This window comes from Pseudomonas sp. TJI-51 (genome assembly GCF_000190455.2).
Taxonomy (GTDB): domain Bacteria; phylum Pseudomonadota; class Gammaproteobacteria; order Pseudomonadales; family Pseudomonadaceae; genus Aquipseudomonas; species Aquipseudomonas juntendi.
In genome coordinates this window covers 13,106-26,682 of record NZ_AEWE02000020.1, presented here as the reverse complement: position 1 = coordinate 26,682, position 13,577 = coordinate 13,106, and the positions used below count along the sequence as shown (strand labels likewise).

General features: G+C 55.1%; 19 protein-coding genes. 12 read left to right on the top strand and 7 right to left on the bottom strand.

Annotated elements, in window-relative coordinates; genetic code table 11:
• The first annotated feature begins 74 nt into the window (after positions 1–74).
• The 7 genes from G1E_RS05255 to G1E_RS05225 all read left to right on the top strand — a co-directional run bounded on the left by G1E_RS05255 (position 75) and on the right by G1E_RS05225 (position 4,268).
• Complete coding sequence (locus G1E_RS05255; protein ID WP_009682507.1) at positions 75–503, top strand: hypothetical protein; 429 nt, start codon at positions 75–77, stop codon at positions 501–503.
• 11 nt (positions 504–514) lie between these two features.
• Entirely contained in the window at positions 515–1,219 is a 705-nt protein-coding gene (locus tag G1E_RS05250; RefSeq protein ID WP_009682508.1) for a protein mobD, read from the top strand.
• The gene (locus tag G1E_RS05245; protein WP_009682509.1) at positions 1,212–1,841 is read left to right on the top strand and encodes a hypothetical protein; all 630 of its coding nucleotides are present in this window, start codon (positions 1,212–1,214) and stop codon (positions 1,839–1,841) included. The genes G1E_RS05250 and G1E_RS05245 overlap by 8 nt, the downstream gene beginning before the upstream one ends.
• Before the next feature lie 99 nt (positions 1,842–1,940).
• On the top strand, positions 1,941–2,441 hold the full coding sequence (locus G1E_RS05240; RefSeq protein ID WP_009682510.1) for a hypothetical protein: 501 nt from the start codon (positions 1,941–1,943) through the stop codon (positions 2,439–2,441).
• A 35-nt stretch (positions 2,442–2,476) separates the two neighbouring features.
• Positions 2,477–2,725, top strand: a complete 249-nt coding sequence (locus G1E_RS05235; protein WP_009682511.1) for a hypothetical protein — start codon at positions 2,477–2,479, stop codon at positions 2,723–2,725.
• 71 nt (positions 2,726–2,796) lie between these two features.
• Complete coding sequence (locus G1E_RS05230) at positions 2,797–3,321, top strand: hypothetical protein (protein ID WP_009682512.1); 525 nt, start codon at positions 2,797–2,799, stop codon at positions 3,319–3,321.
• Positions 3,321–4,268, top strand: coding sequence for a tyrosine-type recombinase/integrase (locus tag G1E_RS05225; RefSeq protein ID WP_009682513.1), 948 nt, complete (start codon positions 3,321–3,323; stop codon positions 4,266–4,268). The genes G1E_RS05230 and G1E_RS05225 overlap by 1 nt, the downstream gene beginning before the upstream one ends.
• Here the strand turns inward: G1E_RS05225 and G1E_RS05220 are convergent.
• From G1E_RS05220 to G1E_RS05205, 4 genes are read right to left on the bottom strand one after another with little or no spacing between them, the layout of a single operon-like run.
• Positions 4,250–4,591, bottom strand: a complete 342-nt coding sequence (locus G1E_RS05220; RefSeq protein WP_125854363.1) for a hypothetical protein — start codon at positions 4,589–4,591, stop codon at positions 4,250–4,252. The two genes, G1E_RS05225 and G1E_RS05220, sit on opposite strands and share 19 nt — an antisense overlap.
• Positions 4,588–4,824, bottom strand: a complete 237-nt coding sequence (locus tag G1E_RS05215) for a hypothetical protein (RefSeq protein WP_009682515.1) — start codon at positions 4,822–4,824, stop codon at positions 4,588–4,590. The genes G1E_RS05220 and G1E_RS05215 overlap by 4 nt, the downstream gene beginning before the upstream one ends.
• 30 nt (positions 4,825–4,854) lie before the next feature.
• Positions 4,855–5,268: a hypothetical protein gene (locus G1E_RS27030; protein ID WP_009682516.1), complete on the bottom strand. Its 414-nt coding sequence runs from the start codon at positions 5,266–5,268 to the stop codon at positions 4,855–4,857.
• A gap of 53 nt (positions 5,269–5,321) precedes the next feature.
• The gene (locus G1E_RS05205; protein ID WP_255751494.1) at positions 5,322–6,176 is read right to left on the bottom strand and encodes a DNA sulfur modification protein DndB; all 855 of its coding nucleotides are present in this window, start codon (positions 6,174–6,176) and stop codon (positions 5,322–5,324) included.
• Positions 6,177–6,405: 229 nt separating this feature from the next.
• Here G1E_RS05205 and G1E_RS05200 point away from each other — a divergent pair, with 229 nt between their 5' ends.
• Positions 6,406–6,807, top strand: coding sequence for an AsnC family protein (locus G1E_RS05200; protein ID WP_009682518.1), 402 nt, complete (start codon positions 6,406–6,408; stop codon positions 6,805–6,807).
• 80 nt (positions 6,808–6,887) lie between these two features.
• Here G1E_RS05200 and G1E_RS05195 read toward each other — a convergent pair whose 3' ends face one another.
• Positions 6,888–7,388 (bottom strand): hypothetical protein, encoded by a 501-nt coding sequence (locus tag G1E_RS05195; protein ID WP_009682519.1) that lies wholly within the window; start codon positions 7,386–7,388, stop codon positions 6,888–6,890.
• Between the two features lie 156 nt (positions 7,389–7,544).
• Between G1E_RS05195 and G1E_RS05190 the strand changes: the two genes are divergently transcribed.
• The 3 genes from G1E_RS05190 (at position 7,545) to G1E_RS05180 (ending at position 9,813) form a co-directional block, all read left to right on the top strand.
• Positions 7,545–7,973: a LexA family transcriptional regulator gene (locus tag G1E_RS05190; protein WP_009682520.1), complete on the top strand. Its 429-nt coding sequence runs from the start codon at positions 7,545–7,547 to the stop codon at positions 7,971–7,973.
• Complete coding sequence (locus G1E_RS05185) at positions 7,963–9,246, top strand: Y-family DNA polymerase (protein WP_009682521.1); 1,284 nt, start codon at positions 7,963–7,965, stop codon at positions 9,244–9,246. Before G1E_RS05190 ends, G1E_RS05185 begins: the two co-directional genes overlap by 11 nt.
• A 96-nt stretch (positions 9,247–9,342) precedes the next feature.
• Positions 9,343–9,813: a hypothetical protein gene (locus G1E_RS05180; protein ID WP_009682522.1), complete on the top strand. Its 471-nt coding sequence runs from the start codon at positions 9,343–9,345 to the stop codon at positions 9,811–9,813.
• Positions 9,814–10,136: 323 nt separating this feature from the next.
• Here the strand turns inward: G1E_RS05180 and G1E_RS05175 are convergent, their stop codons facing one another.
• Both G1E_RS05175 and G1E_RS05170 read right to left on the bottom strand, forming a co-directional pair.
• Positions 10,137–10,625 carry a single-stranded DNA-binding protein gene (locus tag G1E_RS05175; RefSeq protein ID WP_009682523.1) on the bottom strand — a complete coding sequence of 163 codons (489 nt, stop codon included), beginning with the start codon at positions 10,623–10,625 and terminating at the stop codon, positions 10,137–10,139.
• A 113-nt stretch (positions 10,626–10,738) separates the two neighbouring features.
• Complete coding sequence (locus G1E_RS05170; protein WP_009682524.1) at positions 10,739–13,177, bottom strand: ATP-binding protein; 2,439 nt, start codon at positions 13,175–13,177, stop codon at positions 10,739–10,741.
• 14 nt (positions 13,178–13,191) lie between these two features.
• Between G1E_RS05170 and G1E_RS05165 the strand changes: the two genes are divergently transcribed.
• Positions 13,192–13,497, top strand: a complete 306-nt coding sequence (locus tag G1E_RS05165) for a hypothetical protein (RefSeq protein ID WP_009682525.1) — start codon at positions 13,192–13,194, stop codon at positions 13,495–13,497.
• Positions 13,498–13,577 lie beyond the last annotated feature (80 nt).

Genomic DNA, 13,577 nt, shown 5'->3' with positions numbered 1-13,577 from the left:
CTATCGTACGGAACTTGACTACGCAAGGGATGCCCATAGAATCAGGGCATAGAGGACGTTAGGGGGACGGCAAAATGGGATTCACCATTTCGCAAATCGAGAAGCTCATGGGCGATCTCGAAAACCTGCCAGAGGTAGAACAACCGGACAAGCCGGTCTCAAAGCTGAAAGCAGTCGAGATGATGCAAGGATCGATAAAAGAGCTGCAATCACGCGGCTACAGCCTGGCGAAGATTTCCGAAATTTTGACTGCAGGTGGAATGCAAATTTCTGAGACAACGCTGAAAAGCTATCTCACTAGGGCGAGGGGTTCTGTGAAAGGCAAAACCCGGCGCACGCCAAAAGCCCGGGTTAAGTCTTCCGGCGAGGATCGCCAAGGCGGGAAAGAAAAATCCACTCAGGCCGGCGCGAAGGCGGCTCAGGGTGTACGTCAGGTAACAACCGGGGTAACACGAGATGGGAATCCCGGTTTCCAACCGAAAACAGATACGGATGACATTTGAGGAGCAACCCTATGAAAGAAAAATCGACTACCCAGGTTGGTCAAATCTACGTCAGCGGTGGTGGCAAAGGAGGCGTAGGCAAAAGCTTCACTACGATAGGTTTGGTTGACACTTTGATCCAAGCTGGATTCAAGGTCTTGCTGATTGAATCGGATACCTCCAATCCAGATGTTTGGAAGATGTATAAAGACGAAATAGAGTGCAGGCTGATTGATCTGGACGACGCAAACGGCTGGATTGACCTGGTCAACGTCTGCGACGAATTCCGCGATCACGTTGTGGTAGTCAACACAGCAGCACGGAACAATAAAGGCGTAGCTGCGTACGGAGAAACGTTGAACAGCACGCTCGGTGAACTGAACCGGAAACTCATCACTCTCTGGGTGATCAACCGACAGCGAGACAGTCTGGAACTGCTCAAGGAATATCGAGAAGCGCTGCCAGGATCAACTACTCATGTTATCCGAAATGCTTACTTCGGTGATGAAATCAAGTTTGAGCTTTACAACAATTCAAACATCAGGGAAAGCATCGAGGGCGCAGGCGGAAAGTCACTGATGCTGCCAGACTTGGCCGATCGGGTGAGTGATGATTTGTACAGCAAACGACTTTCGATCGGAAAAGCTTTGAAAGAATTACCAATCGGAAATCGCGCTGAACTGACCAGGTGGCGTCGCGATGTGAATAAGGTGATGGGGGAGGTTATCAATGGATGATATTGAGGTAGCTTTCGAGAAACTCTTAGGGAGGCAAGCCTCTGATAAAGAGGTGCAGGATCTCTATAGGGTTAAAAATGCATTGAATCTGCATAATAATGATTCGCTCTGGCTAATCTTAATGGCCTTGCAGTCCTACGACACGATGTATGCAAAGTATCCAGAGCTGATTGCCAGGCAGGTTGACAAACAAGTTGACAAGCATAAGTCATTGTTCGCCGAGATGGCAGACGCAGAAACAAAAAAGGCGCTCTCTACATTGTCCGTTGCTGTAAGCGAAGCTAGTCAAGCTGTTGCGCTGAAAGTTGCTGATGCCGCTCGATGGAGAGCCTGGGGATTCGTTTTATTCGCGCTTCTCTGTTTTGCCGGCTTGTGCATGACTGTCGGGTTTGTGCTTGGCAGCGGGCAGGTTCCTTATTGGGCTCAAATTGGCTCGGCAAGGGGACCACTCTTCAATATCGTCACGATAATCCTCAATGCCCCCGTCGGGTGGCTACTCCCCATTATCGCTGCTGAGTTATTCGGAGCAACATTCATATATCAAAAACCTACAATCAGGTCGGTCTTGTTGCTGGGGCTATTGCTGGCCTTATCGTTGCTTTCCCTGGGGTTTGTACTATGACAAGTGGGCCATTATTTTTTTTGGCCCATTTATTCCGTATGATACATACTATACGGAATTAGGATGTGTAATGACTCTACGTCAATACGGAGGTCAATTATGGAAGCGTACTCAAACATCAAGGCGTATCGCAGTGTCGGCCTGGACATCAAGGGCTACAAGGAAGCTGAGGCCTCCAGAGGCCTCGCGTGGTCCTGCAAAGTGTATCTCCACAAAAAAATGCTTGGGCTTGTATCCAACAATGGCGATGGCGGCATGACGCGGGTTGAAATCGATTATGCTCAGCAAACGAACTTGGTTGCGCAGTTGAAAGCGCAAGGCTACCAACTTCAATTGACCTTCCAAGGGCACGCTATGGATGAGCCAACTGAAACGCCAGAATGGCTCGACATGGCCATCACCCAGATGATCGATGAAGTTGCCCAGCTGCGGAGATTGAAACGTCTCGGCAAGACTCATCTGATCGTCCTGCAGCATTCGAACTCACCAGAATTCTCCTTCTATAAAGCGCCTCCTAGTGACACCTCGATTGCTCGTATTCGTCGTCAGCTGGGCCCGGATCTGGCCTGCGTCATGAATGCGGAAATTGCCGCCCTGTAGGGCATTTGATGCCCGATCACTGAAGGATGGACCCTATGGACTTGAAAGACATGCTTAGACAGCTCGATGAAGACCTGCTTGCCGAAATCTTGGAAGCCGCGCATTGCGCCCTGAATCGACCAGGTGCAGCCAAACGAGTAGCAAAAGCAATGAACACCTCGGTTGACCGTGTTCGGACCCTGGCCTACATCTCTGCCCAGCTCAACCTGTGTCCAAGGCTTGTGCCAGACATCAGCACAATGAAAGAAATGGAAGCATTTCAAGCGCGCTTGAGCGCTGCATAGCCTCCCTCCTCCCGCGTTCATAAATTGGTGATAAAATACGTTATCACCAATTTTGGACAGGGAGAGGTTTTGTGGACTGGTTTGACCCTCTGCGTGATTTTTTCGAACACACGCGCCGGAAATCCCCAAAAACGACCAAGCTCGAACAATCCGTTCAGTTAGTGACTGAACGGGAGAGTTCGCACCCGCTCCAATTTGGTTATCCGTCTCCGACCATTTACGCCGGCATTTATGCCGGCGCTACGCGCGTGGGTAGTATCGAATACGGTTTGAACCCGATCCTCGACCGCGTGTACGTTCACAAGATTGATGTGGACGATCAGCACCGCGCAAATGGCCATGGCCTGGCCACTTTAAAAGTGCTTCATGAACAGCACCGGGTTCCGATCGTGCCGGTTCATGTCTGGGGATCTGCACTAGGCTTTTGGTCGAAGGCAAAATCCGCCTTGGCAAAGTCTGGTGGCTCCATTGCCGCTGAAATCCGTGGTGAAGATGAGATGGATGCGGAAACTCAACGGTGGGAGCGATTACTGAACGCTAAGCCTGTCGATCCTGTAGATACCAGCACGCCTAATAGACGACGGCGGATGCGTTGATGAAAGACATTCAGATAACCAGGCAGCCTGGCAAACTCACTGAAGCGCAGTACCTGGCTCTATCTGAGGTGCCAGCTGCTACCGAGTGGTTGGCCAACATTGATAACCCGCAGACCCGCCGTGCCTACAGCATCGATATCGGCGATTTCACCGCTTTCGTGGGCATTGTCCATCCGGACCAGTTCAGAGAGGTTCAACGCGCCCATGTTCTAGCTTGGCGAGCTGACCTCGAGCGCAGAGTGTTGTCCGCCGCAACCATCCGGCGAAAGCTTGCTGCGTTGACCAGCCTGTTTGATCACCTGCTGGACAGCAACGCTGTGGCGGGAGGCAATCCCGTCCATGGCGTCAAGCGGCCTCCGAATGAAAGCAATGAAGGTAAAACGCCGGCGCTGGGCGACGACCAGGCCAAGGCACTACTTGATGCTCCAGATCTGGATAGCGTGAAGGGGCTTCGCGATCGAGCCCTGCTGGCGGTTCTCCTATACCACGGATTGCGTCGTGAGGAGGCAGCTATGTTGGATGTCGACGACCTGCAGGAACGCCGCGGCGTTCGTCATTTGAAGGTGCATGGCAAAGGTCGCAAGGTGCGCTACCTGCCACTCCATCCAGTGGCTGCAGAGCGGATCCACCAATACCTGGAAGCGGATGGCGAGCGGACCACGGGCCCATTGTTTCGCTCTGTTCGCGGACGGACCCCAGGGGCGCGTTTGCTGGCCAACGGTATTTATTCGATCATCGGGTTTTGGGCCAAAACGGCCGGCATTGCGGTGGCTGGCCTTGGTGTGCATGGGCTGCGGGCTACTGCCGCAACCAATGCTTTGGAGCACGAGGCTGATATCGCGAAGGTCCAGACCTGGCTGGGACATTCCAATATCAGCACGACGCGCCTTTACGATCGGCGTGGCCAGCGGCCGGAGGATTCGCCGACCTACAAGGTCAAATATTGACGCGGATTCTCCAGGGCATCATCAAACGCCGCGTTCGCACGTTCACGGAACAGATTGCGCCAGAAGATTGCCCATGGATTGAAAGCCAGAAACGGGCCGGTAACATAAATTGCGAACGTTTGAGAGATGTCCCCAGGCAAGCCGATTCGCTCAATCACCATTCCGAGTGCAACCGTAATGCAAACAGCCTTGATTGCACCGCAAACGACATTGACCAGCTGGTCCCGCCAAAGCATCCGGTCGCGTAGCGCAGCACGGATCGCAACTTTCCTGGCGGTATCGGCCGCGAGCCACATCCTCTCCATTTCTTCGAGCTCCTTCATACTGGCGACCAGTGCGTGGCACCGTTGTAGGCATCCCCCCCTTCAGCGATGAACACCTGACCGGCAGGGTCCACTGCGATAGCGCCTGGCTGCTCATGCTGAGGGTCGCGCAACTCATTTTTCCAACCGTATACGGTCCCCTGCCAGACCAGGACGATTCCTCCCTGATTGCATTGGTTGCTATCGCGCCAGTTCTGGGCTGTCTTCTGAAGGGTGCTGATTTCAAGTTCCATGAGTTCCTCCGCGAACAATCCATCCCGGGATTAGTGGAAATTTTTCCGATACAGCCAGTAGTACCCGCCACCCAGAATCGCTGCGAGCCCTACCCACTTCACCGCGCTCGAGGCCCACCAAGCAACCGGTGGCGTCTGCCCTGGAAACGCAAGGCCGACCGCTCCCCACTCTGTCATCCCAGGCCAAAGCCCTCCCCAGATCGACCCAACTGCCAGCGGTAGAACACCTACGGCAGTGATCATTCCAATACCATCAGGCTGGGTCTCGCACCAGAGACCTGTCCCGAGTATGCCGACCGCAATCAGCACCCCGAGCATCATCCAGGCGTGTGCGGCAAAGCTTACTTCCGGTAGCAACTGCAGCACACCGTGCGTGAAAGCCGCAGCGACTACAGCCACCAGCGCAGTACCAACCGGTATCAGCCTTTCAGTTCCTACAGACATATCGATCTCCTTGAAGTGTGATCGAGGCGCCTACGCGCCTCGCTGCGGTGTACTCACTTGATGATGCGCTGGTGCAATTCGGCCAGCGATTCCGGCATAGGAATGTTGGCAATCGAAAGCAGCTGAGCGGCAGTGGCTTTGGTCCCGTCGACCGTCTTCTGCATTTTGCCCAATACCACGCACCGATTCTCCCACATGCCGTCGCTCTTTGACGGTTGAAGCGCCTCGAGCGGTCTCAACACATGCCACTTGGCCTTGCCTGGATCAATGACCTTGGCGCTCTTCTCTTGAGGCGATAGATGCGTACCGTAAAACAGCGCTTCACGACCGAACGTCCCAAGCGCCTCCAGGAAGACCGCGTGTCCAATGACGAAATTCTCACGCACATCCGAGGCAGCGATCTTGCCGGAAACCATATTGCCCCACTGGGGGATGTACTTCTCACAACCTTCGAGGAACTCACGCACAAGATCGGCGCAGTCCATTAGCTCATCATCACTCAGGCCAGTGATAGTTTTCTCACTGAGCCCCGTAAGCAGTGTCACGAATTTTTTGAAGGCAATCAGGCTCCAGAGCTTGGACGAACGCATGCCCGGAGTACCGTTCTCGAAGTCGATCTTGCGCTTGATCGCAGGAAGCTGTGTGAGGAGATCCTGGAGCCAGGTGTTGTATGGATTGCGATGATCATACAGCGCATTGATCGCGCTGGACGGCTTCACCGCCTTGCTGTTGATGTCAGCAAAGATCTGTTGAGAGCGCTGCAGGCCTTGGTCAAAGTGAATCTGTACCGGCGCCGTTTCATGGCGCAGCGTCTCGTCGTTGCGCAGTGCCATTTCGATAGCCAGGCGCCGGTGCTGCCCATCATTGATCAGCATGGTGGCGCTCATGGGAATGTGTAGCGTGCCCAAGGGAGCACGCTTCTTTGGCGATCACTGCGTCGTACATTCCAGCCTCCGATTACCTGGTGAGAATGCACAAATGATAATATGCGTACGTACGTATGTACATACTTTTATGTGAAGGCAATGGCGCGGCGGCATAGCTAACACATATATGTATTAGGCTAAGTTTCTTCTACTGCGCTACCGTGCGCGTCTTCAAGCACTTCAACCGGTCACATCCAGCCTGGAAGCAGCGATGCCCAAATATTCCAAGATCGAACCCTACGACTGGCTTCTTGGCCAATGCTACGACCGCATTGTGGCCTACCTGGCGGGCACGACTACTAATGCGGTCCAGATCCGTCGGGCCAATAAAGGCATCCCACCATATGCGGACGACAAAACGATCAGCAAACCCTATGACCCGCTCTTGGGCACTATGTCGGACGTAGCCCTGGCAAAAATATTCTGCGTCACTGCGTACGAAATTGGCCGCCGGCGACGGCTATTGAAAGTGGATATTTACGAACCCCGCCAAGGGCAAAAGCTGGAAGATTTCGATCATCTTCTCCCGACCACAAGTAACGCGGAGATTGCACGCCGCGCAGGCTGCTCCAGACAAGCTGTCGCCCAGCGCCGCAAGAGACTGATCGTGTGAAGCCTGTCCTCCCTAGCGCGACGGTTGCCCATTTATAGCCTAAAACATATATGTTTTAGGCTAACTAACGCATCTATTTATTAGGCTCCTGAATTTCCTTGGAGCTCTTTGACCGCGGCCTCGACGCGGTCGACGTACTCTTCCTTGTGGCGCTCACGGATCACCGTCATCTCGTATATGAGCAAACTCACCTGCGGAGACAGCTGCGCTTCAATACTGGCCATGTCTTCCTGGACCACGCCAGATTTTTGCGCTGCGGTACGGCCAGGCGTACCAAAGAAAGTTAGCGCCTTTCGGAAATCTACCCCACGGCCGATTAGCCGTTCACACACGTGCTCAGCAACTGTAGGGGTGATGTCCAAGCCAGCATCACGAGCAATCACCAGCTCGGAAAACACTAATCCTCGCTTGCACCGCTTGTGCGCTGCAGCAACCCGTGCGCCGCATCGACCAGCCATAGACCTGGGATCCCCTACCCCAAGCGTCAGCATGTTCATAAACGCATCAAGAAGCTCGGCATACGCGGCCTCTATCTCCTCTTCATAGATCTGTAACAGCCTTTCTTTTTCGAGCACTTGCATAGTTTTGCCCTAACTAAAGCATATATCTGTTAGGGTACTATAGGCGGAAATCTCAGGGACTGTCAGCTCCTGGAAACGCCTTTTGTCTAACCGACGCTAGTCGCGCAGCGATTGCTGGATTACTGTATATGCAAACAGTAATTGCTGGTGTCTTTTATGAATGCCCTCACGCCGTATCCACTGGCGCCGTCGACGCAGCTGCTCCAAGTCTTGGCTGGTACTGCAGCGGGCGGTTTCCCAAGCCCCGCGGCTGACTACTACGAAGCCCCTCTGTCCCTGGATGAGCGCATGAATATTCGTGCTCCTCACGTCTGGATCGTCCAGGTTGAAGGTGACAGCATGCGCGACGCCGGCATCTTCGATGGTAGCCTCCTGGTAGTCGACCGATCAATTTCTCCGACTGCCGGCCATATCGTACTAGCTTACGTCGACAATCAACCTCTAGTGAAGCGGCTGGCCAGGTCAGCTGCAGGGTGGGTATTGGAGTCGGCAAATCCAGCGTACAAGAGCATCGCTCCCAGCGAATATGGCACCATTGAAGTGTTCGGCGTCGTGACATGGGACCTGACGCCCCATGCACACTAATCATCAGCCTATCTTCGGCCTGGTGGACGTCAACTCGTTCTACTGCAGCTGTGAACGCATTTTCAGACCAGAGCTGCGACAGCGCCCAGTCGTCGTATTGTCCAACTCGGACGGCTGCATCGTGGCACGTACCCCTGAAGCGAAAGCGCTCGGTCTGAAAATGGGAGATCCCTATTTCAAGGTGCGCTCGTTTCTGGAGCGGCATGGCGTCGCCGTGTTCAGCAGTAATTACACCCTCTACGGGGAATTGAGTCATCGATGCGGTGTCGCCATCGCGTCGTTGGTGCCGGACTGGGAGCGATACTCCATCGATGAGCTGTTTGTTCGACTGGACGGGCTACCTGAGCCGATCGCTGATGTTGGCAGGGCCATTCAAACCCGCGTGCTGCAGTGGACAGCGCTGCCGGTCGGCATTGGCATCGGTCACACGAAGACCCTAGCCAAGGCTGCGCAGCACGCCTCAAAGGTTTGGCGGGAAAGAACTGGCGGCGTCGTCGACCTGCGCAAGCCGGAAGCCGTTGAATGGCTGCTCAGACGCATGCCGGTCGATGAGGTATGGGGCATTGGCAGACGCATGCGGGAAAACCTCGCAAGCGACGGTATCAGCACAGCTTGGGAGCTCTCCCGGGCGGACGCCAGGGCCATGGGACGCAAATACAGCGTAGTGCTTGAACGTACGATACGTGAGCTGCAGGGCGAGTCCTGCATGGACCTGGAGCAATCCGTAGCGCCCAAGCAATCGATCTGCTCAAGCAAAATGTTCGGTCAGCGCGTCCATACGCTCAAAGGCCTACAGGAGGCCTTGGCGACATACATACACCGTGCCGCCGAGAAGCTGCGCATGCAGCGCTCGCTGTGCGGGGCCATGCGGATAGGCATCCAGACTTCGTTTCACGGGGACGGGGCGAAGTATGCGAACGCGGCAACGTGCATACCGCCCTACCCTACCGACGATGTACGCCAGTTGACCAAATGCGCCCTGCAGGCGGTCGAGCAGATCTACCGGCCAGGTTTCGCGTACAGCAAGGCCGAAGTCTTGCTGATGGATCTGCGCAAGCGAGGGGAGTTCACGCAGGACCTTTTCAGCCCGAGCCAGCCTGAGCGCTCCGACGCACTCATGGCTGCCATGGATCGGATCAATCGTCGGTGGGGGCATGACTGCTTGCGCACTGCTGCCGTTCCGCTGACGCCGGACTGGGGTATGCGCCGGGCTCTGCTAAGCCCCAGTTATATGACCAGCTGGGACCAACTTTGGAAGGTCGGATGCCGGTGACAAAAAAAGCATCCTCAAGGCATGCGGGGGAGATAAAACAAAGCCCGCACAGACAGGCTTGAAGGTAATATGCCACCACAATGACTCGGGGGCCGCGTGACAGGAATTCTTAAACTCAAGCCGAACCAGCTGATCGAGCACCCGAATGGGGGCCATGTGTTCGGCGTGATTCCGGAGATTGTCCGTCTGGGCGCTGCTGAAGCTTCCGTCTACCTGAAGGCCGGCCTGCACCGGATGAGGCCCGGACAGCCCGCCGCTGGCTACGGTGTCAAGCACATCTGGGAAGGCAAGAAAAAGGAGCTGCGCAGTCGAGGCTGCACCAAGGCTGACGATGTGCCGCTGTTCGTGGCGAATCTCATTGTCCTGGGCGCAGAGCTTTACCATGATTCCGCGCATCCTCGAGCGGCGATGAATCGCATCACGATCCTGCGCACGCAGGATGGGACATTGCTGCTGGAGCCGCTGATGGATCGCAACCTGGGGTTTCACTATTCAGTGGTCACCTGGACGCCGCGCACCAAGCCCATGGGCATTCAGGTTGGCACCATTGCCAAAAACCGGGCATGAAAAAAGCGGCCCGAGGGCCGCTTTCTTCTTGGTTCGAGAGGCTATAGTCGCAGCGATTCTTTAGCTTTGAGGCTCGTTTCCGTGTCTCTTGGGTCAGAATCCAATCGAGTCAAGCAGCCATACGAAGGTGGCCTATCGATTGTCCCTACGTCAGTGAGTACCAGTTTCACTGCTGCCGAAAGTCCGGGGGGCCAATACTGGACAGCCAAGCCCGGAAATGCGCGTTTGCAGTCCTCAAGACAAACTCTACCAACCCCTGAGCGATTATTCAACGGATAGTTGAATAGGGGCCAGGTTAAATGCGAAACGGCAGACCCTAAAGGCTAGAACGGCAAATCGTCATCAAAGTTATCAAAGTCAGGCTCCGGTTGGGGTGCTGGTTGGTCGGGAGCCCGGCGCGGCGGCTGACGTGGTGTTTGCTGGTGGCCAGCCTGGTAATGCTGATCGCCGCCCTGCTGTTGGCCTTGCGGACGGCCACCGAGCAGCTGCATGGTGCCGTTGATGTCGACAATGATCTCGGTGGTGTAGCGTTTGATGCCGTCCTTTTCCCACTCCCGGGTCTGCAGTTTGCCTTCTATATAAACCTGCGAACCCTTGCGCAGATATTCTCCGGCGATTTCGGCTACCTTACCGAACAGCGACACACGGTGCCACTCGGTACGCTCGACCTTTTGGCCCGACTGCTTGTCATTCCACTGCTCGCTGGTAGCCAAGCTAAGGTTGGTGACGGCGTTGCCATTAGGCAGGTAGCGGACTTCGGGATCCTGGCCACAGGTGCCGACCAGAATGACTTTGTTTACTCCTCGAGCCATGATGTCTCTCCTCTTCTCGACACGACCTCGTGCCAATTACTGTTGGTAGAGCCGGTGGTAGACGGGGTGACTTGTCGCGCTGGATAGCACCGGCCAGCAAGCCACCTGGCGCGCTAGGCCTCGGACTCTTGGTGCCGCCATTTCAAATAAGTCTCGACGCGACTGAATCCAGCAGCTGCGGCATTACGCTCAAGCAACCAGAAATTCTCACCTTCATAGACGAACTCGCGGCAATCCTCGTCGACGCGCCATAGCTCGTCCGCGATCGGCTTTTCCTTCGCCATTTCGCGTTCGAATTCTGCTTCCATAGCGGCTTCAAGCTCCGGATCGATAGGTTCGTCTGGGTCGAAGTCTTCGTGGTAATACTCACCTGGGTGATCTTGCTGTTCCCATTCCTTGTTTGCCCAAGCGCGTTTGATGTCGTCATCAGAGTACCCTCCATACACCATGGAACTGACCAGATAAGCCAGGACGCCCTGGGGGAATTCTGCCGCTTCGAGCTCGAGGAGTTTTTGCACATCGGCGGCGGCGTCGTCTTCAACGCTGTTGATGTAGCGCTCCAACTCGGCGTCTTCCGCTTTTCGTTTTTCATGCGCATCACGCGCACGCTCAGTAACAGCCTGTTGATCGATGCGCGCCTGCTCCCGAACCGCCTCCCAGTTCGGCGGCTCGGGGCATGCACCTGTCTGAACCAATGAAGCGTTGATGATATTCAGCAACGCCATGCTTTGCTCTGGAACGGCTTCGGTGACAATAGGATCTGCCGACACGTCCTCAATGACCGGGGAAAGTCCGCGCTTCATACGGCCGCTGCCTACTCGGTCGACGAGATATCGCTCGCTCCATGCCCTGCCCCGGCTTTTCTGCCCTTCCCGCTCCAAGCTCATGGTGTATTTCATGAGCCATTTGTGCATGAACCGCTGACGCTCGGGGGCCATTCGGATCGAGATATCGTGGTAACGCTGATAGAAGGCCTCATCATGGCCACATGCGATGCTGTCGCCCTGGTGAGCAACTTCGTGTTCGACCAGGCCGAAGATGTAAGCAACTGTCTCTAGTGGCTTGCTATTGAGCCGTTTGACAATATCGCTACCGATAGCCAAGTAGGTTCGCCCATCTGTCCAAGCCTCAGCAGTGTTCGATTCACCCAGCAGGATTTGCATCCGCTTTTCGCCGTGGCGAAGGGTTCCATCCCTGTATCGTTCTGCCCCAATACATGCGCCGGCATAGTGCTGGAGGCACCACCGCAGCGCTGTCCACGCTCTGCGCGTCTCCTTGTCCAGCGTTTGGCGGTCGTCAACGATCTGCGTTCTTTCGATGAAGGCATTTCGGAACGTGGAATATGCGGCCAGAGATGGCGCATCGAGCGCTTTTCCACGCCAGAACCATGGAGCACGTTCGCCGCGTTCTTCGAAGGCCTGTGCTGCCTCACTGACGTTGCAAAGGGCGCGATCAAGCGCTTCCTCGAAATCGATGTGATTGTGGCAGCCGAACCGTTCCAAGGTCTTAGGGTGGACAATTTGAATCAGACCTTCACGAGCAATAGCCTCGCCCTTGGGAATATCGTCCCCATGCTCGATCAGGGTGTATGTTCCCTTGTGCCAGTTGAATGCCTTGAGTCGGAACTCCATCAGCGTGATGTGCCGCTTGCCAGGGAGCAGCGTGATCACCTCCTCCTTTGCAAACACTTCACAGATATTCTCGTCACCGCTGAGCAACGATCGCGCCGATTTTTCCCGACGGGCTTCGGTCTTACGGTGATCCCCTAGCTTTGCCGATACAGCCTCGGCCAGGCGCCTGAACTCTTTGGCGATCGGTTTCCATACGGGGCAGGTTTTGCGCAGGATTTCTGTGCGGGAAACGTTAAGGTTGATAGCCTTTTTCGAGACGATCAGGCCTCCAGCTCCCCAGACATGAGAAGAATCATGTCGAATCAGCACACCTTGGTTGTAGATCGAGACGGGGCCTTCTTCTTTGGCCCGGTAGTAAGCAAAGTCGTCCTCGAAATCCCATTTTTCACTTGCCGGATTGCGCGTAATGACACGCCCGTTCAGCTCAACGCTAATGGGCGTGTAACGAACCAAATCGCGTATCTCCTGCACCGCAGACATCAGCTCAAGGTCATTGAGGGCTTCGTACCAGGTGCCGGTGATACTGCACCCGTTAGACGGTTCCTGGAGATCCTCAAGCTCGTAGCTGTACCCCATGACCCGAGTATCAACCTGCATCGACCAGCGATTGGATACCCACTCAGTCCTGGCATGCGCCATGATTTGGCCGCGCCCCAGACGGAACCGCCCGTAAGTCGCATCGCCTTCTTGATGCGGCGTGCCGAATCGGCCGAAGTAGCGCACAACATCCTCACGGCTCGCAAAACCGGTACCGTCGTCGACGCAATCGAATCCAGCCTTGGTCATGGTGAGCCTCACCGTGGTGGCCTTTGCGTCAACCGAGTTCATGATCAACTCGATCACTGCCTTGCCGATGGAACCGGCCTGGCTGTAGATGATGTGATGAATGATCTGCGGGTCAAGCTCAAAAGGTAGAAGCACGAGGCACCTCCTTCATGGGTTTCGAAATGGTTGCAAAGCACATCTCAGCGCATACGGCGGCGAGGACGATCCGGGGTTTCACACCCAGCCCTCACCTGTTGCGCGATCCATTCGATTTGGGGTGTGTCCAGTCCGAACCGCTGGGCGTAATCGTCCCGGTGCTGGTCGAGATCTTTGGCAAACTCTTCCGAATTGAAGTCTCGGCCTACACCCCGCAGGAACCGGCCGGCACCTTCTCTGCCTTTGTAGGTGGGATGAGAGCCATCCAGGATCAATTTCACTTCCTGGAGCAATTCGTCGTGGTTGAAGGTTTCAAGTGACATATTGCTAATTCCGTATAATGTCTTGAATACAGAATATAGCATACAAAAAAAGGCCTGTGCCCTGCCCTTTCGCACTC